This window comes from uncultured Stenotrophomonas sp., from assembly GCF_945952405.1.
GTDB lineage: Bacteria > Pseudomonadota > Gammaproteobacteria > Xanthomonadales > Xanthomonadaceae > Stenotrophomonas.
In genome coordinates this window covers 19983-42296 of record NZ_CAMFIA010000023.1, presented here as the reverse complement: position 1 = coordinate 42296, position 22314 = coordinate 19983, and the positions used below count along the sequence as shown (strand labels likewise).

Annotated in this window: 17 protein-coding genes; 8 read left to right on the top strand and 9 right to left on the bottom strand. The window is 68.3% G+C overall.

The annotated features are described in order from the left end of the window. Window positions 1-27: 27 nt before the first annotated feature. Entirely contained in the window at window positions 28-807 is a 780-nt protein-coding gene (locus tag Q0P60_RS17970; protein ID WP_294996756.1) for a polysaccharide deacetylase family protein, read from the top strand. A gap of 51 nt (window positions 808-858) precedes the next feature. Here the strand turns inward: Q0P60_RS17970 and Q0P60_RS17965 are convergent, their stop codons facing one another. From Q0P60_RS17965 to Q0P60_RS17955, 3 genes are read right to left on the bottom strand one after another with little or no spacing between them, the layout of a single operon-like run. After that, complete coding sequence (locus tag Q0P60_RS17965; protein ID WP_294996754.1) at window positions 859-1575, bottom strand: class I SAM-dependent methyltransferase; 717 nt, start codon at window positions 1573-1575, stop codon at window positions 859-861. A gap of 4 nt (window positions 1576-1579) precedes the next feature. After that, a complete protein-coding gene (locus Q0P60_RS17960; protein WP_294996752.1) occupies window positions 1580-2197 on the bottom strand; it encodes an SGNH/GDSL hydrolase family protein in 618 nt (205 codons plus the stop codon). Between the two features lie 3 nt (window positions 2198-2200). Beyond that, the gene (locus Q0P60_RS17955; protein ID WP_294996750.1) at window positions 2201-3475 is read right to left on the bottom strand and encodes a pyridoxal phosphate-dependent aminotransferase; all 1275 of its coding nucleotides are present in this window, start codon (window positions 3473-3475) and stop codon (window positions 2201-2203) included. A 113-nt stretch (window positions 3476-3588) separates the two neighbouring features. Between Q0P60_RS17955 and rsgA the strand changes: the two genes are divergently transcribed. Next, window positions 3589-4698, top strand: a complete 1110-nt coding sequence (gene rsgA, locus Q0P60_RS17950) for a ribosome small subunit-dependent GTPase A (protein ID WP_294996748.1) — start codon at window positions 3589-3591, stop codon at window positions 4696-4698. A 126-nt stretch (window positions 4699-4824) separates the two neighbouring features. Next, on the top strand, window positions 4825-6078 hold the full coding sequence (locus Q0P60_RS17945; protein WP_294996746.1) for a flavohemoglobin expression-modulating QEGLA motif protein: 1254 nt from the start codon (window positions 4825-4827) through the stop codon (window positions 6076-6078). A 439-nt stretch (window positions 6079-6517) separates the two neighbouring features. Here Q0P60_RS17945 and Q0P60_RS17940 read toward each other — a convergent pair whose 3' ends face one another. The 4 genes from Q0P60_RS17940 to Q0P60_RS17925 form a co-directional block, all read right to left on the bottom strand. Further along, complete coding sequence (locus Q0P60_RS17940; protein WP_294996744.1) at window positions 6518-8821, bottom strand: TonB-dependent receptor; 2304 nt, start codon at window positions 8819-8821, stop codon at window positions 6518-6520. Between the two features lie 228 nt (window positions 8822-9049). Further along, complete coding sequence (gene phbB, locus Q0P60_RS17935; protein ID WP_005419193.1) at window positions 9050-9790, bottom strand: acetoacetyl-CoA reductase; 741 nt, start codon at window positions 9788-9790, stop codon at window positions 9050-9052. A 23-nt stretch (window positions 9791-9813) separates the two neighbouring features. Further along, the gene (locus Q0P60_RS17930) at window positions 9814-11142 is read right to left on the bottom strand and encodes a CitMHS family transporter (protein ID WP_294996808.1); all 1329 of its coding nucleotides are present in this window, start codon (window positions 11140-11142) and stop codon (window positions 9814-9816) included. Between the two features lie 75 nt (window positions 11143-11217). After that, window positions 11218-12357: a porin gene (locus Q0P60_RS17925; RefSeq protein ID WP_294996742.1), complete on the bottom strand. Its 1140-nt coding sequence runs from the start codon at window positions 12355-12357 to the stop codon at window positions 11218-11220. A gap of 244 nt (window positions 12358-12601) precedes the next feature. Here Q0P60_RS17925 and Q0P60_RS17920 point away from each other — a divergent pair, with 244 nt between their 5' ends. The 4 genes from Q0P60_RS17920 to Q0P60_RS17905 are packed head-to-tail and all read left to right on the top strand — an operon-like array spanning window position 12602 to window position 16406. Continuing rightward, window positions 12602-13291: a response regulator transcription factor gene (locus Q0P60_RS17920; RefSeq protein ID WP_294996740.1), complete on the top strand. Its 690-nt coding sequence runs from the start codon at window positions 12602-12604 to the stop codon at window positions 13289-13291. After that, the gene (locus tag Q0P60_RS17915; RefSeq protein WP_294996738.1) at window positions 13284-14675 is read left to right on the top strand and encodes a sensor histidine kinase; all 1392 of its coding nucleotides are present in this window, start codon (window positions 13284-13286) and stop codon (window positions 14673-14675) included. Before Q0P60_RS17920 ends, Q0P60_RS17915 begins: the two co-directional genes overlap by 8 nt. Continuing rightward, complete coding sequence (locus Q0P60_RS17910; protein ID WP_294996736.1) at window positions 14672-15727, top strand: ABC transporter substrate-binding protein; 1056 nt, start codon at window positions 14672-14674, stop codon at window positions 15725-15727. The genes Q0P60_RS17915 and Q0P60_RS17910 overlap by 4 nt, the downstream gene beginning before the upstream one ends. Before the next feature lie 28 nt (window positions 15728-15755). Then, window positions 15756-16406, top strand: a complete 651-nt coding sequence (locus Q0P60_RS17905; RefSeq protein ID WP_294996734.1) for a response regulator transcription factor — start codon at window positions 15756-15758, stop codon at window positions 16404-16406. 264 nt (window positions 16407-16670) lie between these two features. Here Q0P60_RS17905 and Q0P60_RS17900 read toward each other — a convergent pair whose 3' ends face one another. Then, complete coding sequence (locus Q0P60_RS17900) at window positions 16671-19313, bottom strand: PAS-domain containing protein (protein WP_294996732.1); 2643 nt, start codon at window positions 19311-19313, stop codon at window positions 16671-16673. Window positions 19314-19379: 66 nt separating this feature from the next. Next, window positions 19380-20549, bottom strand: a complete 1170-nt coding sequence (locus Q0P60_RS17895; RefSeq protein ID WP_294996730.1) for a porin — start codon at window positions 20547-20549, stop codon at window positions 19380-19382. Window positions 20550-20881: 332 nt separating this feature from the next. Between Q0P60_RS17895 and Q0P60_RS17890 the strand changes: the two genes are divergently transcribed. Continuing rightward, a complete protein-coding gene (locus Q0P60_RS17890; RefSeq protein ID WP_294996728.1) occupies window positions 20882-22225 on the top strand; it encodes a dicarboxylate/amino acid:cation symporter in 1344 nt (447 codons plus the stop codon). Window positions 22226-22314: the final 89 nt, after the last annotated feature.

The window sequence follows — 22314 nt, the reverse complement described above, 5'->3', positions numbered from 1 at the left end:
ATTCTACCCCTCATGGCATCATGGGGGATGAGCAGCGCAGGAACATTGCATCGCATCCCGGCCCGCCCCTGGCGCTGGTTGCCCTGGCTGGTGGCGTCGCAGCTGGCAGTGATCCTGGTCTGGGTGCTGGCCGGCTGGCAGTGGGGGCTGCCGCTGATGGTGGCCAGCCATGCCCTTTTCATGGTGCCGGTGTTCCTGCCCAACAGCGCGTTCTACGCGCCGGTCATGAGCCGGGTGGCAGAGGCGACGCCCACGGTCTGGCTGACCATTGATGATGGTCCCAGCCCGGAAACCCTTGCCGTGCTCGACCTGCTGGACCAGCACCAGGCACGCGCGACTTTCTTCCTGGTGGGGGAGCGCGCGCTGGCGCAGCCGGCTTTGGTGCAGGAGATCCTGCGCCGCGGCCATGACCTGGGCAATCACAGCCTCAGCCACCCGCAGGCCCGCTTCTGGCGGCTGGGGCCGGGCGCGATGCGCGCCGAGATCGAAGGTTGCCAGAATGCCCTGCAGGCGCTGAGTGGCCAACCGGTGCGCTGGTACCGCTCGGTGGTGGGCATGACCAACCCCTTCGTGGCGCCGGTGCTGCACCGGTTGGGGCTGGTTCGGGTGGGCTGGAGTGCCCGCGGCTTCGACGGCATCGGCTGCACCGCGCAGGGCGTGCTTGACCGCCTGTTGCCGGACCTGCGTCCGGGCGCGATCGTGCTGCTGCATGAAGGTGCCGCGCACGGCCAGAATCTGCAGATCATCGAGCGCGTGCTGCAGGCGCTTGAAGCACGCGGATTGAGGGCTGAGCTGCCTTCGCTGTAGCGCCGGGGCCAGGCAGCCGGGCACGGGCTCGGCTCTACATGCGCGGTGCGATCAAGCGCCGCGTTCGGCCACCAGCAACCAGCTGTTGAACGGGGTACGTCCATGCAGGGCGCGCGGTGCGCTCACCCGCAATCCGGCCTCGACCAGGATCGCCTGCAACTGCTGCGGATCGGGGTAATGCCGTGGCCGCGTGCCCATCCAGCCGATCAGCCAGGCCAGCCGGTCCGCCACCCGCGTAGTGCGGTCGCGGCCGTCGCCGGTGGCCAGCGGCGTGCGCAGCAGCAGGCGTCCTGGGTGGGCCACGCGTGCAGCGGCTGCGCGCAGCAACGCCTGTTGCGGCTCCGCATCCAGGTACTGCAGCACATCCAGCAGGAGTACATGCCCGGGCTGCGACGGCAGCGGTGCCTGCACGTCCAGGCAATCGAAATGCACCTCGCGCAGATCGGCGGCGGCACGGCGGGCACGCGCGATCTTGGCGGCATCCACGTCCACGCCCCGATAGCGCTGGGTGCGGCCGCGCTGGCGCAGCACGTGGGCCATCAGGCCCAGTCCGCAGCCCAGGTCCAGTACCGGCTGCCCGTCATCGGGCAGCTGCTGCAGCACGCCGTCGTACAGCGGGTCGCTGCCGAGCTTGCTGCGGGTGTAGTAGTAATCGCGGCGGCTACCCCAGGCCCGCGACGGCCGGAACGTGTCGGCGATCGCGCGTGCCTGCGCGCTCGCAAGCGGCGTGCAGGGCAGGGGCGAGCCGTTCCCTGGCGTGCCATCCATTGCTTCAGTCAGTGCCGCCGAGCAGGTGCGTCGCCACCGGCAGTGCCCGCGCGCTCCACAGCGCGTACATCCGTGCCGAGGGATGCAGGCCATCGCTGGCGATCATTGTCGGGTCGTCGCCATGGGCACGGCTGATATCGGTGATGTCGACGAAGGCGACGCCCTGCTGGGTGCTGATCACCTCGGCGGCGGCATTGAATTCGTCGGTCTCGATCTCGATCGCGGCCAGGTCACGGCCACTGTTGCTGCCGAATGGGGTCGCGCCCCAGTCCGGGAAGGACAGCACCAGCACCCGTTCGGGGCGGCCGGCGGCGAAGCCGATCGCCCGCTGCAGCAGCGCCTGGAACTGGACGCGGTATTCATCCAGCGGACGCCCGCGGTACTGGTTGTTGACGCCGACCAGCAGACTGACGAAGTCGAACGGGCCCTGCGGTGCGGCCGCGTCGATGCCGGCGTCGAGCTCGTCGGTGGTCCAGCCGGTGGTGGCGATGGTCTGCGGGTCGGCCAGGTCGACGCCCTGCATGCGCAGCGCGGCGGCCAACTGGTGCGGCCAGCGGCCTTCGACCGAAACCGCTTCGCCGATGGTGTACGAGTCGCCCAGCGCCAGGTAGGACAGCGCCACCGCTCAGGCCACCGAGCGGCGCGGCTTCAGCGGCACCACCTTGGTCGCATCCTCGGCACGGCGGGCCAGCACGCGGTCGATGCGGGCGAATACATCGCGCATCACCGAGGCTTCCGGCATCAGGGTTACGCGGAAGTGGTGGCGGTAGGGCACGTTGAAGCTCGAACCCGGCACCACCAGCACGCCTTCATCATTCATCAGGTCGAGCGCGAAGGCATGGTCATCAAAGCCCTTGGCGGCGGCGCCGACCACCGCCGGGAACGCATACAGCGCGCCAGCCGGTGCCACCAGCGACAGGTGCTCGCTGGCTTCGCAGGCCTCGATCACCGCGCGGCGGGTTTCATACAGGCGGCCGCCCGGGGTGCACAGCGCGGAAATGGTGTCGGGGCCGTTCACCGCGGCCTCGATGGCGTACTGGCCCGGCACGTTGGCGCACAGGCGCAATGCGCCGAGCAGGTCCAGCGCCGCACGGAAGTCGCCCAGGCGGGCGTCGTCGCCGCTGAGATGGGCCCAGCCGACGCGCCAGCCGCAGGCGCGGTGCACCTTGCTCAGGCCACTGAAGGTCAGGCACGGATGGTCGCCCGCCAGCGGTGCGACCGGCTGGAACACCGCGTCGTCGTACAGGATCTGGTCGTAGATCTCATCGACCAGCAGCAGCAGGTTGTGGCGGCGTGCGATCTCCACCACGCGCTCCAGCAGCTCGCGCGGATAGCTGGCGCCACTGGGGTTGTTCGGGTTGATCAGCACGATCGCGCGGGTACGCGAAGAAACCAGCGTCTCGATCTCGCTCGGGTCCGGCTGGAAGCCATTCTCCGGCGCGCAGCGGTAGTACACCGGGCGGCCGTCGTTGAGGATGGTCGAGGCCGACCACAGCGGGTAGTCGGGCGAGGGCACCAGCACTTCGTCCCCCGGGTTGAGCAGCGCACGCAGCGAAAGGTCGATCAGTTCGCTGACACCGTTGCCGAGGAAGACGCGGTCCGGATGTGCGTCGGGCGCGCCACGGCGGGCGTAGTAGGCGGCGATGGCTTCGCGCGCCACCGGCAGGCCCTGCTGGTGGGTGTACGGGTCGGTGCGGCCCATGTCGTCGGCAATCGCGCGTTGCAGGTGCTCGGGTGCACGGAAACCAAAGGCGCCCGGGTTGCCGATGTTGAGCTTGATCAGCTTGCGGCCCTGCGCCTCCAGCTCCCGGGCTCGCCGCGCCAGTTCTCCGCGGATTTCGTAGCGCACTTCAGAGAGGCGCTCGCGGATGGCCAGGGGCTTGGGCGAGTGGGTGGACATGGGGGCTGGGCCGTCAGTGGCATGGGGCTTCCATCCTACCGGAATTGCTGCAGTGCATGGCAAGGACGCCAGGCCGGTCATGGCTGGGCGGGCCGGGCACTGGCACAGGTAGAATGGCGGCGATGACCCAGACCCCTGATTTCACCGCCCTGCAGACCATCGGCTGGCCCTGGCCGGGCCCGGCGCAGCAGGCCGACTGGCAGGCCGCGATGGCCGCCCACCCGCAGGCACGCCCGGCGCGGGTGATCGAACAGCACCGCACCCACTACGTGGTGGCCGATGGGCCGGATGCGTCGATCAAGGCCGAGTCGCTGCCGGAATGGCAGCGCCCGCGCTTCCCCAGCCATGAACGACCGGCCGTCGGCGACTGGGTGCTGCTCGATGGCATCCGCATCGTCGCGTTGCTGCCGCGGCGTACCGCGATCAAGCGCGGCGCGGCCGGTGAGCATTACCACCAGCAGGTGATCGCGGCCAACATCGATACGGTGTTCATCGTCTGTGGCCTGGATGCCGACTTCAACCCGCGCCGCATCGAGCGCTACCTGCTGCTGGTCGGCGGTGGCGGTGCCGAACCGGTGGTGGTGCTGACCAAGGCCGACCAGACCGAGTACAGCGAAGATGCGCTGGCGGTACTGGAGGAGCTGGAGATGCAGGGCATTGCGCTGCATGCGATCAACGGTCTGGATGCCGAAAGCGTGGCGGTGCTGCAACCGTGGCTGGGCCCGGGCCGCACGGTGGTGCTGGTCGGTTCCTCGGGCGCCGGCAAGTCCACGCTGACCAATACCCTGCTCGGCGAGCAGCGGATGAAGACCAACGCGGTACGCGCCAACGATTCGCGTGGACGCCATACCACCACCCATCGCGCGCTGATGCCGCTGCCGACCGGGGCCTGCCTGATCGATACCCCGGGCATGCGCGAGCTGAAGCCAACCGGCGAAGAGACGCTGTCCGAGGGTGGCTTCGCCGACATCGAAGCGCTGGCCGAGCAGTGCCGGTTCCGCGACTGCTCGCATCACCAGGAGCCGGGCTGTGCGGTGCGGGCGGCGATCGACGCGGGTGAGATCGAAGAGAGCCGCCTGCTGAACTACTTCAAGCTGAAGGAAGAAGTGGCTGCCGCGGCGGCCAAGCTGGCAGTGCGCCAGGCCGAGACCGCGCAGGAGCGTGGCGGCAAGAAGGGCAAGGGCCAGCAGTTCCGACCGGCCGGCAAGCCGCGCAGGCGCTAGCAAAGCAGCCGAGCATGGGCTCGGCTCTACAGTTGCTCCGTGCTGGAGCCATTGCCTGTAGCGCCCGAGCCGATGCTCGGGCGGCGGCGCACAGCGCCGGGCGTGGCAGGGCGCTATAGTCCGCGCATGGAACCGACCGCTACGCTTGACCGTGAGGTGGCCCACCATGCGGCGCTTGATGCGCGGCTGGTCGAGGCCGTGGGAGGCATCCGACTGCTGGGCCTGACCAGCTGGCCGGCAACGCTGCAGGCACCGTTCCTGGACAGCGTGGCACGCGGCCAGCCGGTGCTGCCCAAGGTGGACTATCCGCGGCTGGATTTCAGCGAAGAACGTCGTGCACTGGCCGCGATCGCCGCCGACTGCGATGACAGTCATCCCCTCGGACACTACGTGCGGCAGTCGGCGCAGAGCTGGGACCTGGCCGCGCAGCTGCTGGAAGGGCTGGGCACGGCGGCCGTCGATACCTGTTCGGTGCAGTTGTTCGGCGCGCCCGAGCAGCCGCTGCCGGGCAACGGCCCGAGCACGCGCGAAGCGGCACGCCACTTCATCCAGATCGCCGCCGAGCTGGACCACGAACTGCTGGCGCCGGAGGAGCAGGTGCCGGTGTCGGCCATCGCGCTGCAGCTGCAGCTGCAGAACGACCTGGATGCGTTCTTCGAATCGCGCATCATCCAGGTGCAGCTGGATCCGGAGCTGGTCTCCAAGGCCGCCGCAGGCCCGACCCGCATCCGTCTGCGCACCAGTGCGCGCTTCAGCGCCTATGACCGCGCGCAGCTGTTCCACCACGAAGCGCTGGTGCACTCGTTGACTGCATTGAATGGCCGCGAACAGCCGGTGCTGCCGAGCCTGGCATTGTCATCGCCGCGGGTGACGGCGACCCAGGAAGGACTGGCCACGTTCGCCGAGCAGATCACTGGCAGCATCGACATCGAGCGGCTGAAACGCATCAGCCTGCGCACCGAAGCGATCGCGATGGCGCGCGAGGGCGCCGACTTCATCGAGGTGTTCCGCTACTTCTGCGATGCCGGGCAGAACGCCGAGGAAAGCTTCGCTTCAGCGCAGCGCGTGTTCCGCGGCGTACCGCCCAGTGGCGGCCTGGCCTTCACCAAGGACACGGTGTACCTGCGCGGACTGGTGTCGGTGCACACCTTCTTCCGCCACATGCTCGCCGAGGACCGGCTGCAGGTCTGCCGCTGGCTGTTTGCCGGCAAGATGAGCCTGACCGACGCCATCGCGTTCGCACCGTTGTTCGAGGCCGGGGTACTCAAGCCGCCGCGCTGGTTGCCGCACTGGGTGAGCCGGGCCAATGGCCTGGCCGGCATGCTGGCATTCTCGCTGTTCGCCAACCGGATACGGATGGACCAGCTGGCGCCGGAATGAAATGCGTTGGCGGGATGATGCGCTGGCGCCTCGATTGATATCGCTGGGCGGCGGTGGGGCACCCTGGCCAGGACACGCCGTAAACCCATCCATGGGGGCTCGATCGGCGCATCCATGCGCCTCACGGTCCTGGCCAGGGTGCCCCACCGCCGCCAGACAGTTTCCCGCGCGAGCGGCAGCACATCACCGCGCCGAAGGGATTGCGCTTGAAAAGCAAAGAGCCGGGCAATGCCCGGCTCTTTGCTTTTTGCTCATTTTTGCCTTCCGCACCGTGGCGCGGGAAACCGTCGAGCAGGGTCGGATGGGCTGGCGCAGGACCGTTGGCGCCATGGATGGCGCCATCGAGCCCCCATGGACGGGTTCACGGCGTGTCCTGCGCCGGCCCATCCGGCCGTGCCCCGCAACGATAATCAAGACGCCGCGAGGCAACGCTTTCGACTTAGAACTCCGCCGCCACCGTCATGAACAGCTGCCGCGGCGCGCTCGCATGGATCGCATAGCGGGTGCCCTTCGGATCGGTCGGTGCGAACGAGCTCAGCTGGCCGGCATAGCGCTTGTTGGTCAGGTTGGTCGCATTCAACGACACCCGCACGTTGCGCAGGCCCAGCCCCGGGCCGAAGTCATAGCCGGCACCGGCATCGAAGGTGGTCACGCCCGGCACCGACTGGTCGTTGGTGTAGGTGTAGTAGCGCTTGCCGGTGTACTTGGCACGCAGGCTGGCGAAGAAGCCATCGCGGTTCCAGCTGATTTCGCTGGAGGCCATGCGCTGCGGGGTATCCACCGTGATCTTGCCGGCCACCGGCACGATCGCGCCGCCCGAGGTGTAGTCATCCTCGTAGGTGGTCTTGTTCCAGGACAGCGCGTTGTACCACTGCAGGCCGTCGATCGGCTTGAGGATGAAGGTCAGTTCCGCGCCGTGGCTCTTCACCGAACCGACGTTGATGAAGCGCGTCACGCACTCCGGACGGGTACCCACTTCGATGCTCGAGCAGGGGTTCAGCGACAGCAGGCGATTGTCGAAGGTGACGTTGTAGGCCGCGATCGATGCCTGGTACTTCTCGCCGAAGGTACGGAAGCCGGCCTCCAGGCTCTTGGACTTCTCCGGCTCGAGGCCGGCACTGGCCGCGAACGATTCCGGCGACACCTGCAGCGGGCCGCCGCTGCCGCCACCGACGAAGGCGGCGATGTTCTCGGCGTACGAGGCGAACAGCTCATTGTTGGCGTTGATCTTGAAGCCCAGGCCCAGCTGCGGCAGCACCGATTCCTTGGCGGTCAGCGTGCCCGAGGCAATGCTGGTTTCCACGCCCGGCTTGGCGGTGGCGCGCATGCGGGTGTTCGGGCTCTTGATGCCGATGTCCACGGTCAGGCGCTGGTCCAGGAAGCGCATGCGGTCCTGCACGTAGAACTGGCGCGTGCGGATGTCGAAGTCCTGGTTGAACAGCAGGCGGTCCGGGTTCTTCAGGTACAGGTCGTCCAGGAACGGGCCGCTGATGTAGTAGAAGTTGCGCGACACGTTGTGGTCGTTCTGCTCGTACCACAGACCGGCTTCCAGCTCGTGGATGCCCACCGTCCACGACAGCGCGGCGGTCAGGCCATCGCGGTTGATCGTGTAGTTGGTGCTGCGGATCGAGATCGGCAGCATCTTGTCGGTGCCCGGGTAGGACGGCTGGCCCGGTGCCCACCAGTGACCCTGGCCACGGTTGTCGTGGTGGTAGGCCAGCAGCTTCAGGCGGCCCTGTTCGCCCAGGCGCAGGTCGGCGTCCACCGAGTACAGGTTGTCGTCACGCAGCGCACGGCTCTGGTAGTAGGCATCGTCGATGCTGTTGACGCCGCCGCTGAACTTGCAGCGTGCCTTGTTGTAGGTCCCCGGCGCGCAGTAGGCGGCGGCCACGGCGCGGTCCCAGTCGGGTGCGTAGATGTTCCAGTCCCAACCGAGGCCACGCGACAGCATGTCCTTGGAGAGGTAGGCGTAGTTGGCCTGGCTGGCGCGCGAGGTCGCCACGAAGGCACCGAAGCGGTGGTCGCCGACGTTCCATACCGCCTTGGCGTTGAACTGGCGCGTGGTCTGGTTCTGGTACGGCGCGGCCCACATGTCCTGGTCCTGGTGCACGCCGGACACGTAGGCCGAGAAGCCGTTGATGTCGCCGGTATCCACGCGCAGGTAGCCGCGGCGCTGGCTGTTGTCGCCCACGGTGACGCTGGCACGGCCGCCGAATTCGGTGGACGGGTCCATCGAGAAGTACTGGATGGTGCCGCCCAGGTTGCTGGTCGAGGCCACGCCCAGCGAACCGATGCCCTGCGACAGCTCGGCACCGGCCAGGTTCTCGGCAATGATCGCGCGGGCGATGCTCAGGCCGTTGTAGTTGCCGTAGCTGTTGTCACCCAGCGGGATGCCGTCCAGCGTGTAGCCGAGGCGGCTCTTGTCGAAGCCACGCAGGCTGATGGTCTGCGATTCCTCGTTGGCACCGAAGGCGTCATTGGACTGCACCGACACGCCCGGCAGACGGTCGAGGATCTTCTGGCCGCTGGTGCCCGGCGGCAGCACCTGCTTGTCGACCGCCGTGATGCGCTGCACCTGGCGGGTCTCGCCCTGGCCGATCACGGAGACGGTATCCAGCGTCTGCGCGCTCAGCGCGGCATCGGTGCTGGCGTTGGCGCCGGTATCGGCCGCGGCGGCGGCATGGGCGCTGGCGGCGGCGGAAAGCGCGATCGCCACGGCGATCGTCAGGTGTCGGGTCTGCATGGTGGTCCGTTGCATGGGGGATGGTCACCGGCATGCAATGCGCGGTGCATGGCCACTATGCGAACGGAACATGAAACCTTCTTTACGAAAAACCAACGAACGCTGCAGGGCGTGCGTGGCGGTGGGCGGGCATGAAAAAACGGGGCCGGATCACCCCCGCACGCGAAGGTTCTCCGGCCCCGGCGCACTCCGTGGGGGAGGCGGTGGACACACTGCAGGGCGCCGCGCTCAGCCCATGTAGAGGCCGCCGTTGACCGGATAGTCGGCGCCGGTCACGTACGAAGCTTCGTCCGAGGCCAGCCAGGCGCACAGGCCGGCCACTTCCTCCGGGCGGCCGAGGCGGCGCACCGGTACCGATGCGGCCAGCCGGTCCAGCACGTCCGGCGGGAAGCTGCTGATGGCCTGGCTGGCGATGTAGCCCGGCGACAGCGTGTTGACGGTGACGCCGCGCGAGGCCACTTCGGCCGCCAGCGCACGGCTGAAACCGTGCATCGCGGCCTTGGCGGTGGCGTAGTTCACCTGGCCGATCTGGCCCTTGTGGGCACTCACCGAACCGATGTTGATGATGCGGCCCCAGCCACGCGTGGCCATGCCATCGACCACCTGCTTGGTCAGGTTGAACAGCGCATTGAGGTTGGAAGCGATCACCGCGTTCCAGTCTTCCACCGTCATCTGCCGGAACAGCAGGTCGCGGCTGCCGCCGGAGTTGTTGACCAGCACGTCCACTTCACCGACTTCGGCGCGGACCTTGGCAAACGCGGCGCTGGTCGAGGCCCAGTCGGTGGCGTTGCCTTCGGAGGCGATGAAGTCGAAGCCCTGTTCGCGCTGCTCGCGCAGCCAGTTGGCCTTGCGCGGCGAGTTCGGTGCGCAGCCGGCGACCACAGTGTGGCCGCTGCGGGCCAGGCTCTGGCAGATGGCAGTACCGACACTGCCCATGCCGCTGGTGACGTAAGCGATTCGAAGCGTCATTGCAGAAGACTCCTTGGTAAGGGTCAGGCGGCGAGGGGGTACAGGCCGAACAGCAGGCTGCCGACCATCAGCAGCATCGAAATGGCGATGGCCCACTTCAGGGTGAACTTCTGGTGATCGGCGAATTCGACCTTGGCCAGGCCCACCAGCAGGTAGGTGGACGGCACCAGCGGACTGAGCAGGTGCACCGGCTGTCCAGCCAGCGACGCGCGCGCCATCTCAACCGGGGTGATGCCGTAGTTGCCGGCGGCCTCGGACAGGATCGGCAGCACGCCGAAGTAGAACGCGTCGTTGGACATGAAGAAGGTGAACGGCATCGACGCCACGGCGGTGATCACCGCCAGGTACGGGCCCCACGATTCCGGAATCACCGCCAGGAAGCTGTGCGACATCGCCTCCACCATGCCGGTGTTGTTGAGGATGCCGGTGAAGATGCCCGCGGCGAAGATCAGCGACACCACCGACAGCACGTTGCCGGCGTGGTTGACCACGCGGCGGCGCTGTTCGGCCAGGTTCGGATAGTTGATCACCAGGGCGATGGCGAAGCCGACCATGAACAGCACCGGCATCGGCAGTACGCCGATGATCAGCGCGGTCATCAGTGCCACGGTCAGCACCAGGTTCACCCACAGCAGCTTCGGGCGCTTGATGTCCTCGGCATCTTCCACGGTCGGCAGCGGGTTGCTGTCGTCGGACACGCTGTTGTCCATCCAGCTGCCGCCCTTGGGCAGGGTCACCACGCCCAGCCGGCGGCGTTCCTTCAGGCCCAGGTACCACGCCAGCAGCAGTACGCCGGCACAGGCGATCACCATCGACGGGATCAGCGGCACGAACACATCGGCCGGGTCCACGTGCAGCGCGGTGGCGGCGCGTGCGGTCGGTCCACCCCACGGGGTCAGGTTCATCACGCCGCCGGCGAGGATGGTCACGCAGGTCATGTTCAGCGCGTTCATGCCCAGCCGCTGGTACAGCGGCAGCATTGCCGAGACGGTGATCATGTAGGTGGTCGAGCCATCGCCATCGAGCGAGATCAGCATCGCCAGCACCGCGGTGCCGAGCACGATCTTCATCGGATCGCCCTTGACGAAGCGCAGGATCACCCGCACCAGCGGATCGAACAGACCGGCATCGATCATCACGCCGAAGTAGAGGATGGCGAACATCAGCATCACGCCGGTCGGCGCGATCTTCTTGATGCCCTCCAGCATCATTTCGTCGATGCCGGCGCCGAAGCCACCGATCAGCGCGAACAGGATGGGAATGGTGATCAGGGCCACCAGCGGCGACAGCCGCTTGCTCATGATCAAGTACATGAACGTAATGACCATGCCAAAGCCGAGGATGCTCAGCATCATCTGCGGACTCCTTGAAAAAACAGGACGTGGGGGAGTGGAAGGGGCCCGGGCGGCATGCCCGGGTAACCAGGCTTAGAAGTCGTACTGCAGGCGGCCGGTGACCGCGCGCGTGCGGTCCAGCGTGACCCCGGCCAGGCGGTCGCGGTTGCGGCTTTCGATGACGTTGAGCATGAAGCGGAGGTTGTCGCGCAGGTACCAGTTGCCGCCCAGCGTCCACGCGGCCGTGCGGCCGCGGCGCAGGTCCGGCGCGCCGTCCAGATGCTGGGCGCCCCACATCTGGTCATAGCGCAGCGCCACTTCGAAGGCACCGGCCTTGTGGCGGATGTCCTTGACCCGCGCGAAGCGACCGGTCTTGCGGTCGTAGGCGCGGCTTTCGCCGGTGACGAACCAGCTGAGCATGCCGTAGGCCGCCATCACGTCGCCGCGCTGGGCGCCGTCATCGAAGGTGGCGCCGCTGAACTCGCCCTGCCACGACAACGGGCCGCGCACCTGCGCGTATTCCAGCGACCACTTGTTGACGTCGGTGTCGCGGCCGGCCGAGAAATCGACCAGGGTCAGGCGGCTTTCATCGGAGAGATGACCGGCCGGGCGCGGGCGGATCTTCAGGCCGGGCACGCCGTTGGCGCCGGGATTGTCGTAGGCCTCGCGGGCCAGCGACAGGCCCAGGTGCAGCACGTCGCCATCGCGCGGCGACGGCGCCCAGGTGACGCGGCCGCCTGCGGCGCGGCCCTTGACCTGCCAGGCGTCGATGCTTTCCAGGCTGTAGATGCTGGCGGCCCAGGTGAAATCCCCCGGATTGGCCTGCCATGACGCACCCAGCCGGTACAGCGGCGCCAGCGTGGTGCCGGCGTTGCCGCGTTCCAGGAAGCTGCCGTAGTTGGAACTGGTGCGGTCATCCAGCGAGAAGTACTGCTTGAACTGGCCGACGGTCAGCTTGCCGGCCTTGCCGAAGCTGCGCGCCAGGTAGACATCCTTGGCTTCGACGCGATCGCCGGAGAAGTCCGCTTCCAGCTTGTAGTCGGCCACGAAGAACTTGCCCGACACGTCCACCCAGGCGCGGCGGATCTCGGTGTCGTCCTTGTTCGGCGTGCCGCGGTTGTCGTTGTCGAAGGTGGCGAAGTCCAGGTGCAGGCGGCCACCGAGGGTGGCGGTGACCGGACGGTCGTCTTCGGCGGCGAAGGCCGGCGCCGACAGGGCAGCCAGAGCCATCATGGCGGCAGGACGCCGCCAGGCAAACGTGAATTCCACAAACCCTCCCAGGTGCGCGCCAGGCGCGCGGCAATCGTGGGCACCGGACGGTGCGCGGCCGCAGTCTGGGTCGGGCAAGCTGTCATCGTCCTGTCAACCGATTGTGCGGTGCAGCGTAAATGCCCGCCGCAACCCGCGCCGGGCGCGGCGTGGCGGGCCAGCACGGCGGCATGCGGTAGCATTCGCTTCCCCTCCCACACTTGTGCCCATGCGCCTGCTGCTGGTCGAAGACAATCCGGACCTGGCCGATGCGATCATCCGACGCATGCGCCGCAGCGGGCACGCCGTGGACTGGCAGGCCGATGGCCTGGCCGCCGCCAGTGTGCTGCGTTACCAGAGCTTCGACCTGGTGGTGCTGGATATCGGCCTGCCCAAGCTGGATGGCCTGCGCGTGCTGGCCGGCATGCGTGAGCGCGGCGATAGCACGCCGGTGCTGATGCTGACCGCACGCGACGGCATCGAGGACCGGGTGCAGGCGCTGGACGTGGGTGCCGACGACTACCTTGGCAAGCCGTTTGACTTCCGCGAGTTCGAGGCGCGCTGCCGCGTGCTGCTGCGGCGGGCACGCGGCCAGGCCAGCGAAGTGGTGCAGATCGGCGGTTTCCAGTTCGACAACGCGGCGCACCGGGTCAGCCTGGATGGCGAACCGATCGAGCTGCCCAACCGCGAGTACCGCCTGCTGGAGATCCTGGTCGGTCGCCTCGGCCAGGTGGTCGGCAAGGACGAGATCGGCAATGGGCTGTTTGGCTTTGACGATGAGGCCGGCCCGAACGCGATCGAACTGTATGTCGGGCGCCTGCGCAGGAAGCTGGCCGCTGCACCGTTGCGCATCAGCACGGTGCGCGGCGTCGGCTACCTGCTGGAAGCCAGCGACGGCAGCGCCGATGCCGATGGCTGACGCACGCGCAGCGAATGCCGCACCGGGCTCGCTGCGGCGCACGCTGCTGCTCTACCTCGGCGCACTGCTGGCGGTGTTCGCGGTGGCCCTGCTGTTCGCCGCGCGCGATTACGGCCAGCGCGCGGCCAATCGTTCCTACGATCACCTGCTGGTTTCCTCGGCGCTGTCCATCGCCGATTCGGTAGCCCTGGTCGATGGCCAGTGGCAGGTCGATCTGCCCTACGCGGCGCTGGACCTGCTGGCGATGGCGCCGGAGGATCGCGTGTTCTATCGGGTGGCCGACAGCCGCGGCCACCTGATCACCGGCTATGGCGATCTGCCGGCGCCACCGCGCCGGCCCGCAACGCAGCCGCAGCTGTTCGATGCCGCCTACAGCGGTGAGACCGTGCGCTTCGTGGTGGTCGGGCGCAGCTTCGCCGCGGCTTCGGCGCAGGGCGAGGTGCAGGTGCAGGTGGGGCAGACCCGGCGTGCGCGCGAAGCGGTCGCACAGGACATGGTCAACCGTGCGCTGCTGGCGATCGGCGTGCTGTCCGGCCTGCTGCTGGCGTTGGTGGCGTTTGGCGTGCATCGCGCGTTCCGGCCATTGGTACGCGTGGAGCGCGAACTGTCGCGCCGCGAGCCGTCCGACCTGAAGCCGCTGGACGCGCGCGTGCCACGCGAGATGGACCAGATGGTGGCGGCGTTGAACCGCTTCATGGAGCGATTGTCCAGCAGCAACGAGACGCTGCGTGCGTTCATGGCCGAGGCGGCACACCAGATGCGCACGCCGCTGGCCGCGTTGCGCGCGCAGGCGCAGCTGGCGCTGGATGATGACGATCCGGAGGACATGCGGCGCAGCCTGCAGGCCATCGAGCGCAACGCCACCCACATGAGCCGGCTGCTCAACCAGCTGCTCAGCGACGCCAGCGTGATCCATCGCTCGCACCTGCAGCGCTTCGCCGCGGTGGACCTGGTGGAAACCGTGCACCAGGCCCTGCATGAAGCCTTGCCGCAGGCCGGCCCGGCGCCGCGCGTGCAGCTGGCCATGACCGCCGAGCCGGTGCAGGTCCACGGCGACGCGCTGCTGCTGCGCGAGGCGATCAAGAACCTGGTCGACAACGCATTGAAGTATGGCGGAGACGGCGCCTTGCAGATCGCGTTGACCGTGGACGGTGGGCAGGCGGTGCTGACCATTGCCGATCACGGCGCAGGCATTGCCGCCGCCGATGCCGAGCGTGTGTTCGAGCGCTTCGCACGCGGTGAAGGCGCGCCGTCCGGGGGCGCCGGGCTCGGCCTGGCCATCGTCAAGCGCGTGGTTGACAGCCATGGTGGCCGCATCGACCTCAGCAACCGTCCACAGGGGGGGCTGGTGGCCACCATCCGCCTGCCCCGGAGCAGCCCATGATCCGCCTGATCGTCGTCGTCGTTGCGCTGCTGCTGGCGGTACCGGTGCTGGCCGCGCCTGGCGATGTGCGCCGCTTCCCCGCACAGGGCGCTGCGACCGCGCAGCTGCGCATCCACGGCACGACCGACATCGAAGTGTTCGCGGTGGTGATTGCCGACTATCAGCGCCTGCATCCCGGCACCGAGGTGGTCTACGAGGACATCATCACCCAGGACCTGTACGCGCGTTACCTGCACGACCGCGCCGGGCCGGCATCGCCGGACCTGCTGATTTCCAGCGGCATGGACCTGCAGACCAAGCTGGTCAATGACGGCCACGCGTTGCCGCACCGCTCGGCGCAGACCGCCGCACTGCCGGCCTGGGCACAGTGGCGCAACGAGGCGTTCGGGATCAGCTACGAGCCGGTGGTGATGGTCTACAACACCCGCGTGCTGCCGGCGGCGAAGGTGCCGCATACCCGGCGCCAGCTGCTGGACCGGCTGCGCGCCGAGGGCGCGCCACTGCGCGGCAGGGTAGGGACCTATGACATCGAGCGCAGCAGCGTCGGCTACCTGCTGGCGACCCAGGATGCGCAGCGTGGCAGCATTGCCGGCGCGCTGCTCGGTGCGCTCGGCGACAACGACGTGGTGCGCGAGGAACGTACCGGCGTACTGCTGGACCAGGTGGCCAGCGGCCAGCTGTCGCTGGTCTACAACGTACTCGGGTCCTATGCGCAGGCACGCATCGATGCCGGCGCACCGCTGGCCATCGTCGAGCCCGAGGACTACACCCTGGTGGTGCTGCGTACGGCGGTGATTCCGCGCACCGGCCCGCATCCGGAGGAGGCACGGCGCTTCCTCGACTACCTGCTGTCGCCACGCGGGCAGCAGGTGCTGTCACGCGAGGCGCGGCTGATGCCGATCGTGACCGGCAATGCGCGCGGCGACGGTGCACCCGGCCGCAGCCGCCGCCCGATCCAGCTCGGCCCGGGCCTGCTGGTGTACCTGGATGCGCTCAAGCGCCGCCAGTTCCTCGATGCCTGGCGCAGCAGCGTGGAGCCGGCAGGGCGCTGACGCGGCACGCTGCCCGTACAATGGCGGCATGAGCGAATACACCATCCTGATCGCCGATGACCACCCGCTGCTGCGTTCGGCGGTGGTGCAGTCATTGCGGCAGAGCCTGCCGCTGGCGCAGGTGCGCGAGGTTGCCAGTGCCGATGCGCTGGCCGAAGCCCTCGACGCGCAGCCGGACGTGGACCTGGTGCTGCTCGACCTGACCATGCCCGGCGCACACGGGTTCTCCGCGCTGCTGCACGTGCGCGGCTCGCATCCCGACATTCCGGTGGTGATCCTCTCGTCCAACGATCACCCGCGGGTGATCCGCCGCGCCCAGCAGTTCGGCGCCGCCGGCTTCATCCCGAAATCAGCCCCGGCCGAAACCATCGGCGAGGCGGTGCAGGCGGTGCTCGACGGTGGCCTGTGGTTCCCGGCGATGGCCGCCGAGCGCTCCGAGGCCGACGCGCTGCTGGCCAGCCGCCTGGCGCAGCTGACCCCGCAGCAGTTCCGCGTGCTGCTGTGCCTGGCCGATGGCCTGCTCAACAAGCAGATCGCCTACACGCTGGGGCTGGCCGAGAACACGGTGAAGGTGCACGTCACCGCGATCCTGAAGAAGCTCGAGTGCCACAGCCGCACCCAGGCGGCAGTGCTGGTGAAGGCGCTGGAACCGGAAGGCGACGCGGGCGCCGGGCTGTAGTTTCCAGCCAACGGCGCAGCCCCACCCGGGCGCTGACAGATTCCGGGTGCTCCTCAGCCACGGAAGAGAAAAAGAAGATCAGAAGCAAAGGCGGCCCGTCAGGCGGCTGTTTGTAGAGCCGAGCCCACGCTCGGCTGCTTTGTGGCCGCTCCGCGAAGCCGAGCATGGGCTCGGCTCTACACGAGCACGCGCAGCGCGCGACCCGCTTCCGACCCATGAACGGCCTTGCGTACGTCATCCACGCAGGGCGTGGATCTACTGCATTCAGCGCAGATGGCGGACCAGCAGCTGACTCATCAGTGCCCGCAGCGCCGGCGGCTTCACCGGCTTGGCGATCATGCCCCAGCCGCGCTCGGCAGCCATTTCCCTCAGCCCCGCGTCGCGTTCGGCGGTGACCAGCACCACCGGCGGGCGGGCCTGCCACAGCTCCGCCAGGGTTTCGTACAGCACCGGACCATGGTGGTCGCCCATGCGCACGTCCAGCAGCACCAGTTCCGGCACTGCGCCGCTGCCGGCCAGCTGCAACGCCGCCTGCGGGCCGTCGGCCAGCGCCACCGCGCAGCCCCAGCGTTCCAGCAGTGCACGGCTGGCCGCACACACATGCGGGTCGTCATCGATCACCCAGACCCGGCGCCCGCGCAACGGATTGTCCGCCGCCGGTTCCTGCACCAGCACCGGTGCCGGCGCGGTGGCTGGAATCGCGCTGGCTTCACCGAACGGCACGCCCACCGCGAACACGCTGCCGTGGCCCAGCTGCGAGTGCAGCCGGATGGGATGCCCGAGCAGGCGCCCGATGCGGTCGACGATGGCCAGGCCGAGCCCGGCGCCACGCTGCTGGCCGTCATGCAGGCGGCGGAATTCCTCGAAGATCTCGCCCTGCAGCGCATCGGGGATGCCGGGGCCCTGGTCATGCACTTCGATCCACAGCAGCCCGTCGCGGCGGCGGCAGCCGAGCAGCACGCGCCCGCGCTCGCTGTAGCGCAGCGCGTTGGACAGGAAGTTCTGCAGGATGCGGCGCAGCAGCGCTTCGTCGCTGACCACCACTGCACCGGTATCGACCCAGTCCACCACCAGGCCACGCGACTGCGCAGCGATGCCGAACTCGCGCGCCAATGTCTGCAGCAATGGCCCCAGCCGGAATGCCTGCACCCGGGTCGGCAGGCTGCCCGATTCCAGCCGGGCAATATCGAGCAGGCTGTTGAGGATGGCGTCCTGCGCGGCCAGGGCGGCCTCGATGTGGTCGCTGGTCTGCTGCTGCGCCGGATCGCTCAGCTTGCCGCGCAGCACCGAAACGAACATGCGGGCAGCGTTCAACGGCTGCAGCAGGTCGTGCACGGCCGAGGCGACGAAGCGGGTCTTGTAGCGGTTGGCCTGCTCGGCCTCACGGCGCGCTTCATCCAGGTCGTGGGTGCGCTCGGCGATGCGATGTTCAAGCGCGTCGGCCAGCGAGCGCAGTTCACGCGCGGCGTTCTTGTAGCTGGTGATGTCGGCATAGCTGGTGACGAAGCCGCCGTCGGGCAGCGGATTGCCGCGGATCTCCAGCACCGTGCCGTCGTCCTTCTCGCTCTCGCGCATGTGCGGGCGGCCACTGCGCAGGTGGTTCAGGCGGCGCTCGATGGCCTCGTCGACCGGGCCGGGGCCGAGCAGGCCGCGGCGTGCGTTGAAGCGGAACAGCTCTTCGATCGGGCGACCGACCCGGACCAGGTCCTGCGGGAACCGGAACAGCTCCAGGTAGCGCGAATTCCAGGCGACCAGGCGCAGTTCGCGGTCGATCACCACCACGCCCTGCGGTAGGTGCTCGAGGCTGCGGCTGAGGCCGCTGTCGGCATCGGTGGCGGCCTGCAGCAGGCCATCCTGCGCGGTACGCAGTTCCTGGGCATGCTGCTTGAGCAGGGTTTCCAGCTCACGGCGGCTGCGCAGGCGGTGCTTGGCCAGGCGCCGGCGCTGCTGCACGAACAGCACCAGGAAGCCCAGTGCCAGCCACGCGGCGCCGCCGGTGAGTGCGGCGGCGCGACCGGCAGCGGTGGCGGCACCGGCATCGTGCAGCAGGTGCAGGTTCCAGCCTTCGGCCGGCAGCGGCAGGCTCTGCCACAGCATCGGCTGCGGCAGCGCCGGGTCGAGCAGGCGCACCATGCGGCCGCCGTCGGCCAGCACGTCTTCGGTACGTGCGCGCAGCGGCTGCAGGGCGCGGTCGGCGTACTGGCGGGCATCCAGCATCTCGCGACGCTCGTCGGCACCCAGCGGGCGCAGCAGGCGGTAACGCCAGCTGTCGCGGTTGGCCAGGAAGACCACGTCGTGGTCGTCACTGGCGAGCACCACATCCGGGCTGCTCAACCACTCCTGTTCCAGTGCCGACAGCTCGACCTTGATCACCACCACGCCAAGCCGCCGGCCGTCCTCCTCGATCGCCTGCGACAGGTAGTAGCCGGGTACGCCGGTGGTCATGCCGATGCCGTAGAAGCGGCCACGGCCCTGGGCCAGTGCCTGGCGGTAGTACGGGCGGTAACTGTAGTTCTCGCCGACGTTGCTGGTCGGCTGGTCCCAGTTGCTGGCCGCCACGGCCACGCCGTCATGGCCGACCAGGGTCAGGGTAGAGGTGCGGGTGACTTCATTGGCACGTTGCAGCTTGAGGTTCAGCCGCTGCCGTTCGGCGGGCGAGGGCGGCACGCGCAGCGCGTGCAGCAGGTCCGGATCAAGTGCCAGCACCTGTGGCAGCGTGCCGAAGCGGTCGATGCGCTGCTGCAGGCCCTGGCCATACAGCTGCAGCTGGCGTTGCACCTGGCTGCTCTCGTCGCCGAGGGCGCGGCGCCAGGCGTAGTGACCGGCGGCCACCGCGCACAGCACGGTGCCACCCACCATCACCAGAAGGGTCAGCAACAGCATCCGGTGGCGGCTGAGCCAGTACATGGCGGCAGTCTACGCAGGGCCGGCGGGCGTGGCGTGCACGCCCGCCGGGATCTGACGTGGAAGGGGTCAGAAGTGCATCTGCGCGCGCAGTTCGAAGATCTCCGGCGTGCTGTGCACGCCACGACGGCTGGCGTCGACCTTCACGTAGTTGGCCTGGAACTTGAAGTGGCTGGTCAGGTACCAGTTCGCGCCCAGGGTCAGGTCGTGCTGGCGGCCACCGAGGATGTCGCCATCGTCGAGGTCGAGGCGGCTGTAGCGGGCCACCAGTTCCACCGCGCCGTAGTTGTGCGCCGGCTTGATGTTGGCCACCGCGCCGGCGTTGTACGGGCGCGATTCGCCGGTCAGGACCCAGCTGGCCATCGCGTACTGGCCGCTGCCGGTGTAGTCGGGCTTGCCGTCATGACGGGTGACCGTGGCGCGCAGGGCTTCGGCCTGCAGCGAGAACGGACCGCGGATCCAGATGCCTTCCAGGCCGGTGCGGCGGATCTGGTCGGCGGTGACCAGTGCGCCGGAATCGACGTAGCGGATGTCGGTCAGGCCGGCTTCCGGACGAGCACGCAGGCGGGCGCTGGCTTCGTGGTGGACGTCGCGGCCATCGCTGTAGCCGCGCGGATTCTCCTGCGAATAGGCCAGGCCCAGGTGGATCACGTCACCCGGCGCCTTCACCGGCGTCCACACCGCACGCACCGCCTGGGTGGTGCCGGGGTTGTCGCCCTGCAGGTCCTTGCCGCCATAGGCGCCGGCCTGCAGCAGGTACTGCGGGCGCTCCAGCACCCATTCCACACCGGTGCGACGGCCTTCGTAGAAGGCCTGCACCGGCAGCGAGGTTTCCAGGAAGCTGCCGGCACGCGAGGCGGTGTTCGCATCCAGGCCGACCGGGGTCTTCATGTAGCCGAAGCGGAAGCGGCCGATGTCGCGGCCGAACAGCGCCTTGCTCTCGAAGCGTACGAACACGTCCAGCCAGGTGTCGGCCTGGAAGTCGTAGTAGACCATCGCGTCGTAGACGCCCTTCTTCTTCAGCGTCGCACCGAACTCCTTGCGGCGCACGGCGTCATCGTCCTCAAGGCCGCTGCCCGAGGAGAAATCGTTGTAGTCGTAGGCGATGTTGCCGGTAGCGGCCAGCTCGGTGCCGTCGCTGAAGGCGTACTTGGTCGGCCAGTTGTCGAAATCGGCAGCCGAGGCGAAGGCGGGAAGGGTGGCCAGCGACAGGGCCAGCAAGGTGGGAATCGGGCGCATGTTGGGTGCGGCTCTCTCAGATTGCGTGTGGACAGGACAACAACGGCCGCAAGGGCCGGAACTTTCGCAAAGACGCGCCCGGCCGTTCAGCTCGGGCCACCGGCCTCCCCGTGATCGGGCGGTGCGGCGCCAGTGTAGGCACCACTGCCACCTGAACCGGGGGGCTAGTACCAATAGGTTATCTGCGCCGGCGTGCCCGGCGCGTACAAAGGCGTCCATTGGTCGCACCCCCTGCGCGTGCTGCACGGGGCCTGCGAGCAGTTTCCACGGTAACGGTTCCCGTGCTGTCCCGGGGCCGTACGTGCCTGAAAACGCCCCTTCCGGAGTCCGCCATGCACATCCCGACCGCAGCCCCGGCGCCTGCAAAGCCGTTGCCGATCTATCGCCAGCTGTACTTCCAGGTGATCGTGGCGATCGTCCTGGGCGCCATCCTCGGCCACTACGAACCGCTGATCGGCGAGAAGATGAAGCCGCTTGGCGATGCCTTCATCAACCTGGTGAAGATGATCATCGCGCCGGTGATCTTCCTGACCATCGTCACCGGCATCGCCAGCATGACCCACCTGCGCACGGTGGGCCGCGTATTCGCCAAGGCGATGGCGTACTTCCTGTTCTTCTCCACGCTGGCGCTGATCGTCGGCATGATCGTCGCGCACGTGGTGCAGCCCGGCGCCGGCATGAACATCAACCCGGCCGAGCTGGACCAGACCGCGGTGCACAGCTACGTCGAGAAGTCGCATGACCTGACCCTGGTCGGCTTCCTGATGGACATCATTCCGAAGACGCTGCTGAGCGCCTTCGTCGATGGCAACATCCTGCAGGTGCTGTTCGTGGCCGTGCTGTTCGGCATCGCGCTGGCGATGGTCGGCGACAAGGGCAAGCCGGTGCTGAACTTCCTGGAAGCGCTGGTCGCTCCGGTGTTCAAGCTGGTGCACATCCTGATGAAGGCCGCCCCGATCGGTGCGTTCGGCGCGATCGCCTTCACCATCGGCAAGTACGGCGTGGGTTCGCTGATCAACCTGGCCTGGCTGGTGGGTTCGTTCTACCTCACGGCGTTCCTGTTCGTGGCGGTGATCCTCGGCCTGGTCTGCCGCCTGTGCGGTTTCTCGGTGTTCAAGCTGGCGCGCTACCTGAAGGCCGAACTGCTGCTGGTGCTGGGCACCTCTTCGTCGGAGTCGGCGCTGCCGTCGCTGATGGAGAAGATGGAACGTGCCGGCTGCAGCAAGTCGGTGGTGGGCCTGGTGGTTCCCACCGGCTACTCGTTCAACCTCGACGGCACCAACATCTACATGACCCTGGCCGCGCTGTTCATCGCCCAGGCCACCAATACCGAACTGACCCTCGGCCACCAGATCGCCCTGCTGCTGGTCGCCATGCTCAGCTCCAAGGGCGCGGCCGGCGTTACCGGTGCCGGCTTCATCACCCTGGCCGCGACCCTGGCCGTGGTGCCGGAGGTGCCGGTGGCGGGCATGGCGCTGATCCTGGGCGTGGACCGCTTCATGAGCGAATGCCGCTCGCTGACCAACTTCATCGGCAATGCGGTGGCCACCGTGGTGGTCTCGCGCTGGGAAGGCGCGCTGGACCGCAACCGCCTGCAGCTGGCGCTGGATGGCCGTGAAAGCGAACTGCCGCCGCCGGTGGACGCGCTGCCCGAGGCATTGCCGGCCAAGGGCTGATCCAGGTGTGTGGTACCGCGGGGCCGTTCACGACAGTGGTACGGCCCCGCGGCGTTTCAAGGCGTCCTACGGCTGTCATCGGAGGCGCC

Excerpts from the sequence above, each read along its gene's own strand:
- Q0P60_RS17970 (WP_294996756.1), top strand. The coding sequence starts at position 28 with ATGAGCAGCGCAGGAACATTGCATCGCATCCCGGCCCGCCCCTGGCGC.
- Q0P60_RS17965 (WP_294996754.1), bottom strand. The coding sequence starts at position 1,575 with ATGGATGGCACGCCAGGGAACGGCTCGCCCCTGCCCTGCACGCCGCTT.
- Q0P60_RS17955 (WP_294996750.1), bottom strand. The coding sequence starts at position 3,475 with ATGTCCACCCACTCGCCCAAGCCCCTGGCCATCCGCGAGCGCCTCTCT.
- rsgA (WP_294996748.1), top strand. The coding sequence starts at position 3,589 with ATGGCGGCGATGACCCAGACCCCTGATTTCACCGCCCTGCAGACCATC.
- Q0P60_RS17945 (WP_294996746.1), top strand. The coding sequence starts at position 4,825 with ATGGAACCGACCGCTACGCTTGACCGTGAGGTGGCCCACCATGCGGCG.
- Q0P60_RS17940 (WP_294996744.1), bottom strand. The coding sequence starts at position 8,821 with ATGCAGACCCGACACCTGACGATCGCCGTGGCGATCGCGCTTTCCGCC.
- phbB (WP_005419193.1), bottom strand. The coding sequence starts at position 9,790 with ATGACGCTTCGAATCGCTTACGTCACCAGCGGCATGGGCAGTGTCGGT.
- Q0P60_RS17930 (WP_294996808.1), bottom strand. The coding sequence starts at position 11,142 with ATGCTGAGCATCCTCGGCTTTGGCATGGTCATTACGTTCATGTACTTG.
- Q0P60_RS17925 (WP_294996742.1), bottom strand. The coding sequence starts at position 12,357 with ATGATGGCTCTGGCTGCCCTGTCGGCGCCGGCCTTCGCCGCCGAAGAC.
- Q0P60_RS17920 (WP_294996740.1), top strand. The coding sequence starts at position 12,602 with ATGCGCCTGCTGCTGGTCGAAGACAATCCGGACCTGGCCGATGCGATC.
- Q0P60_RS17915 (WP_294996738.1), top strand. The coding sequence starts at position 13,284 with ATGGCTGACGCACGCGCAGCGAATGCCGCACCGGGCTCGCTGCGGCGC.
- Q0P60_RS17910 (WP_294996736.1), top strand. The coding sequence starts at position 14,672 with ATGATCCGCCTGATCGTCGTCGTCGTTGCGCTGCTGCTGGCGGTACCG.
- Q0P60_RS17905 (WP_294996734.1), top strand. The coding sequence starts at position 15,756 with ATGAGCGAATACACCATCCTGATCGCCGATGACCACCCGCTGCTGCGT.
- Q0P60_RS17900 (WP_294996732.1), bottom strand. The coding sequence starts at position 19,313 with ATGTACTGGCTCAGCCGCCACCGGATGCTGTTGCTGACCCTTCTGGTG.
- Q0P60_RS17895 (WP_294996730.1), bottom strand. The coding sequence starts at position 20,549 with ATGCGCCCGATTCCCACCTTGCTGGCCCTGTCGCTGGCCACCCTTCCC.
- Q0P60_RS17890 (WP_294996728.1), top strand. The coding sequence starts at position 20,882 with ATGCACATCCCGACCGCAGCCCCGGCGCCTGCAAAGCCGTTGCCGATC.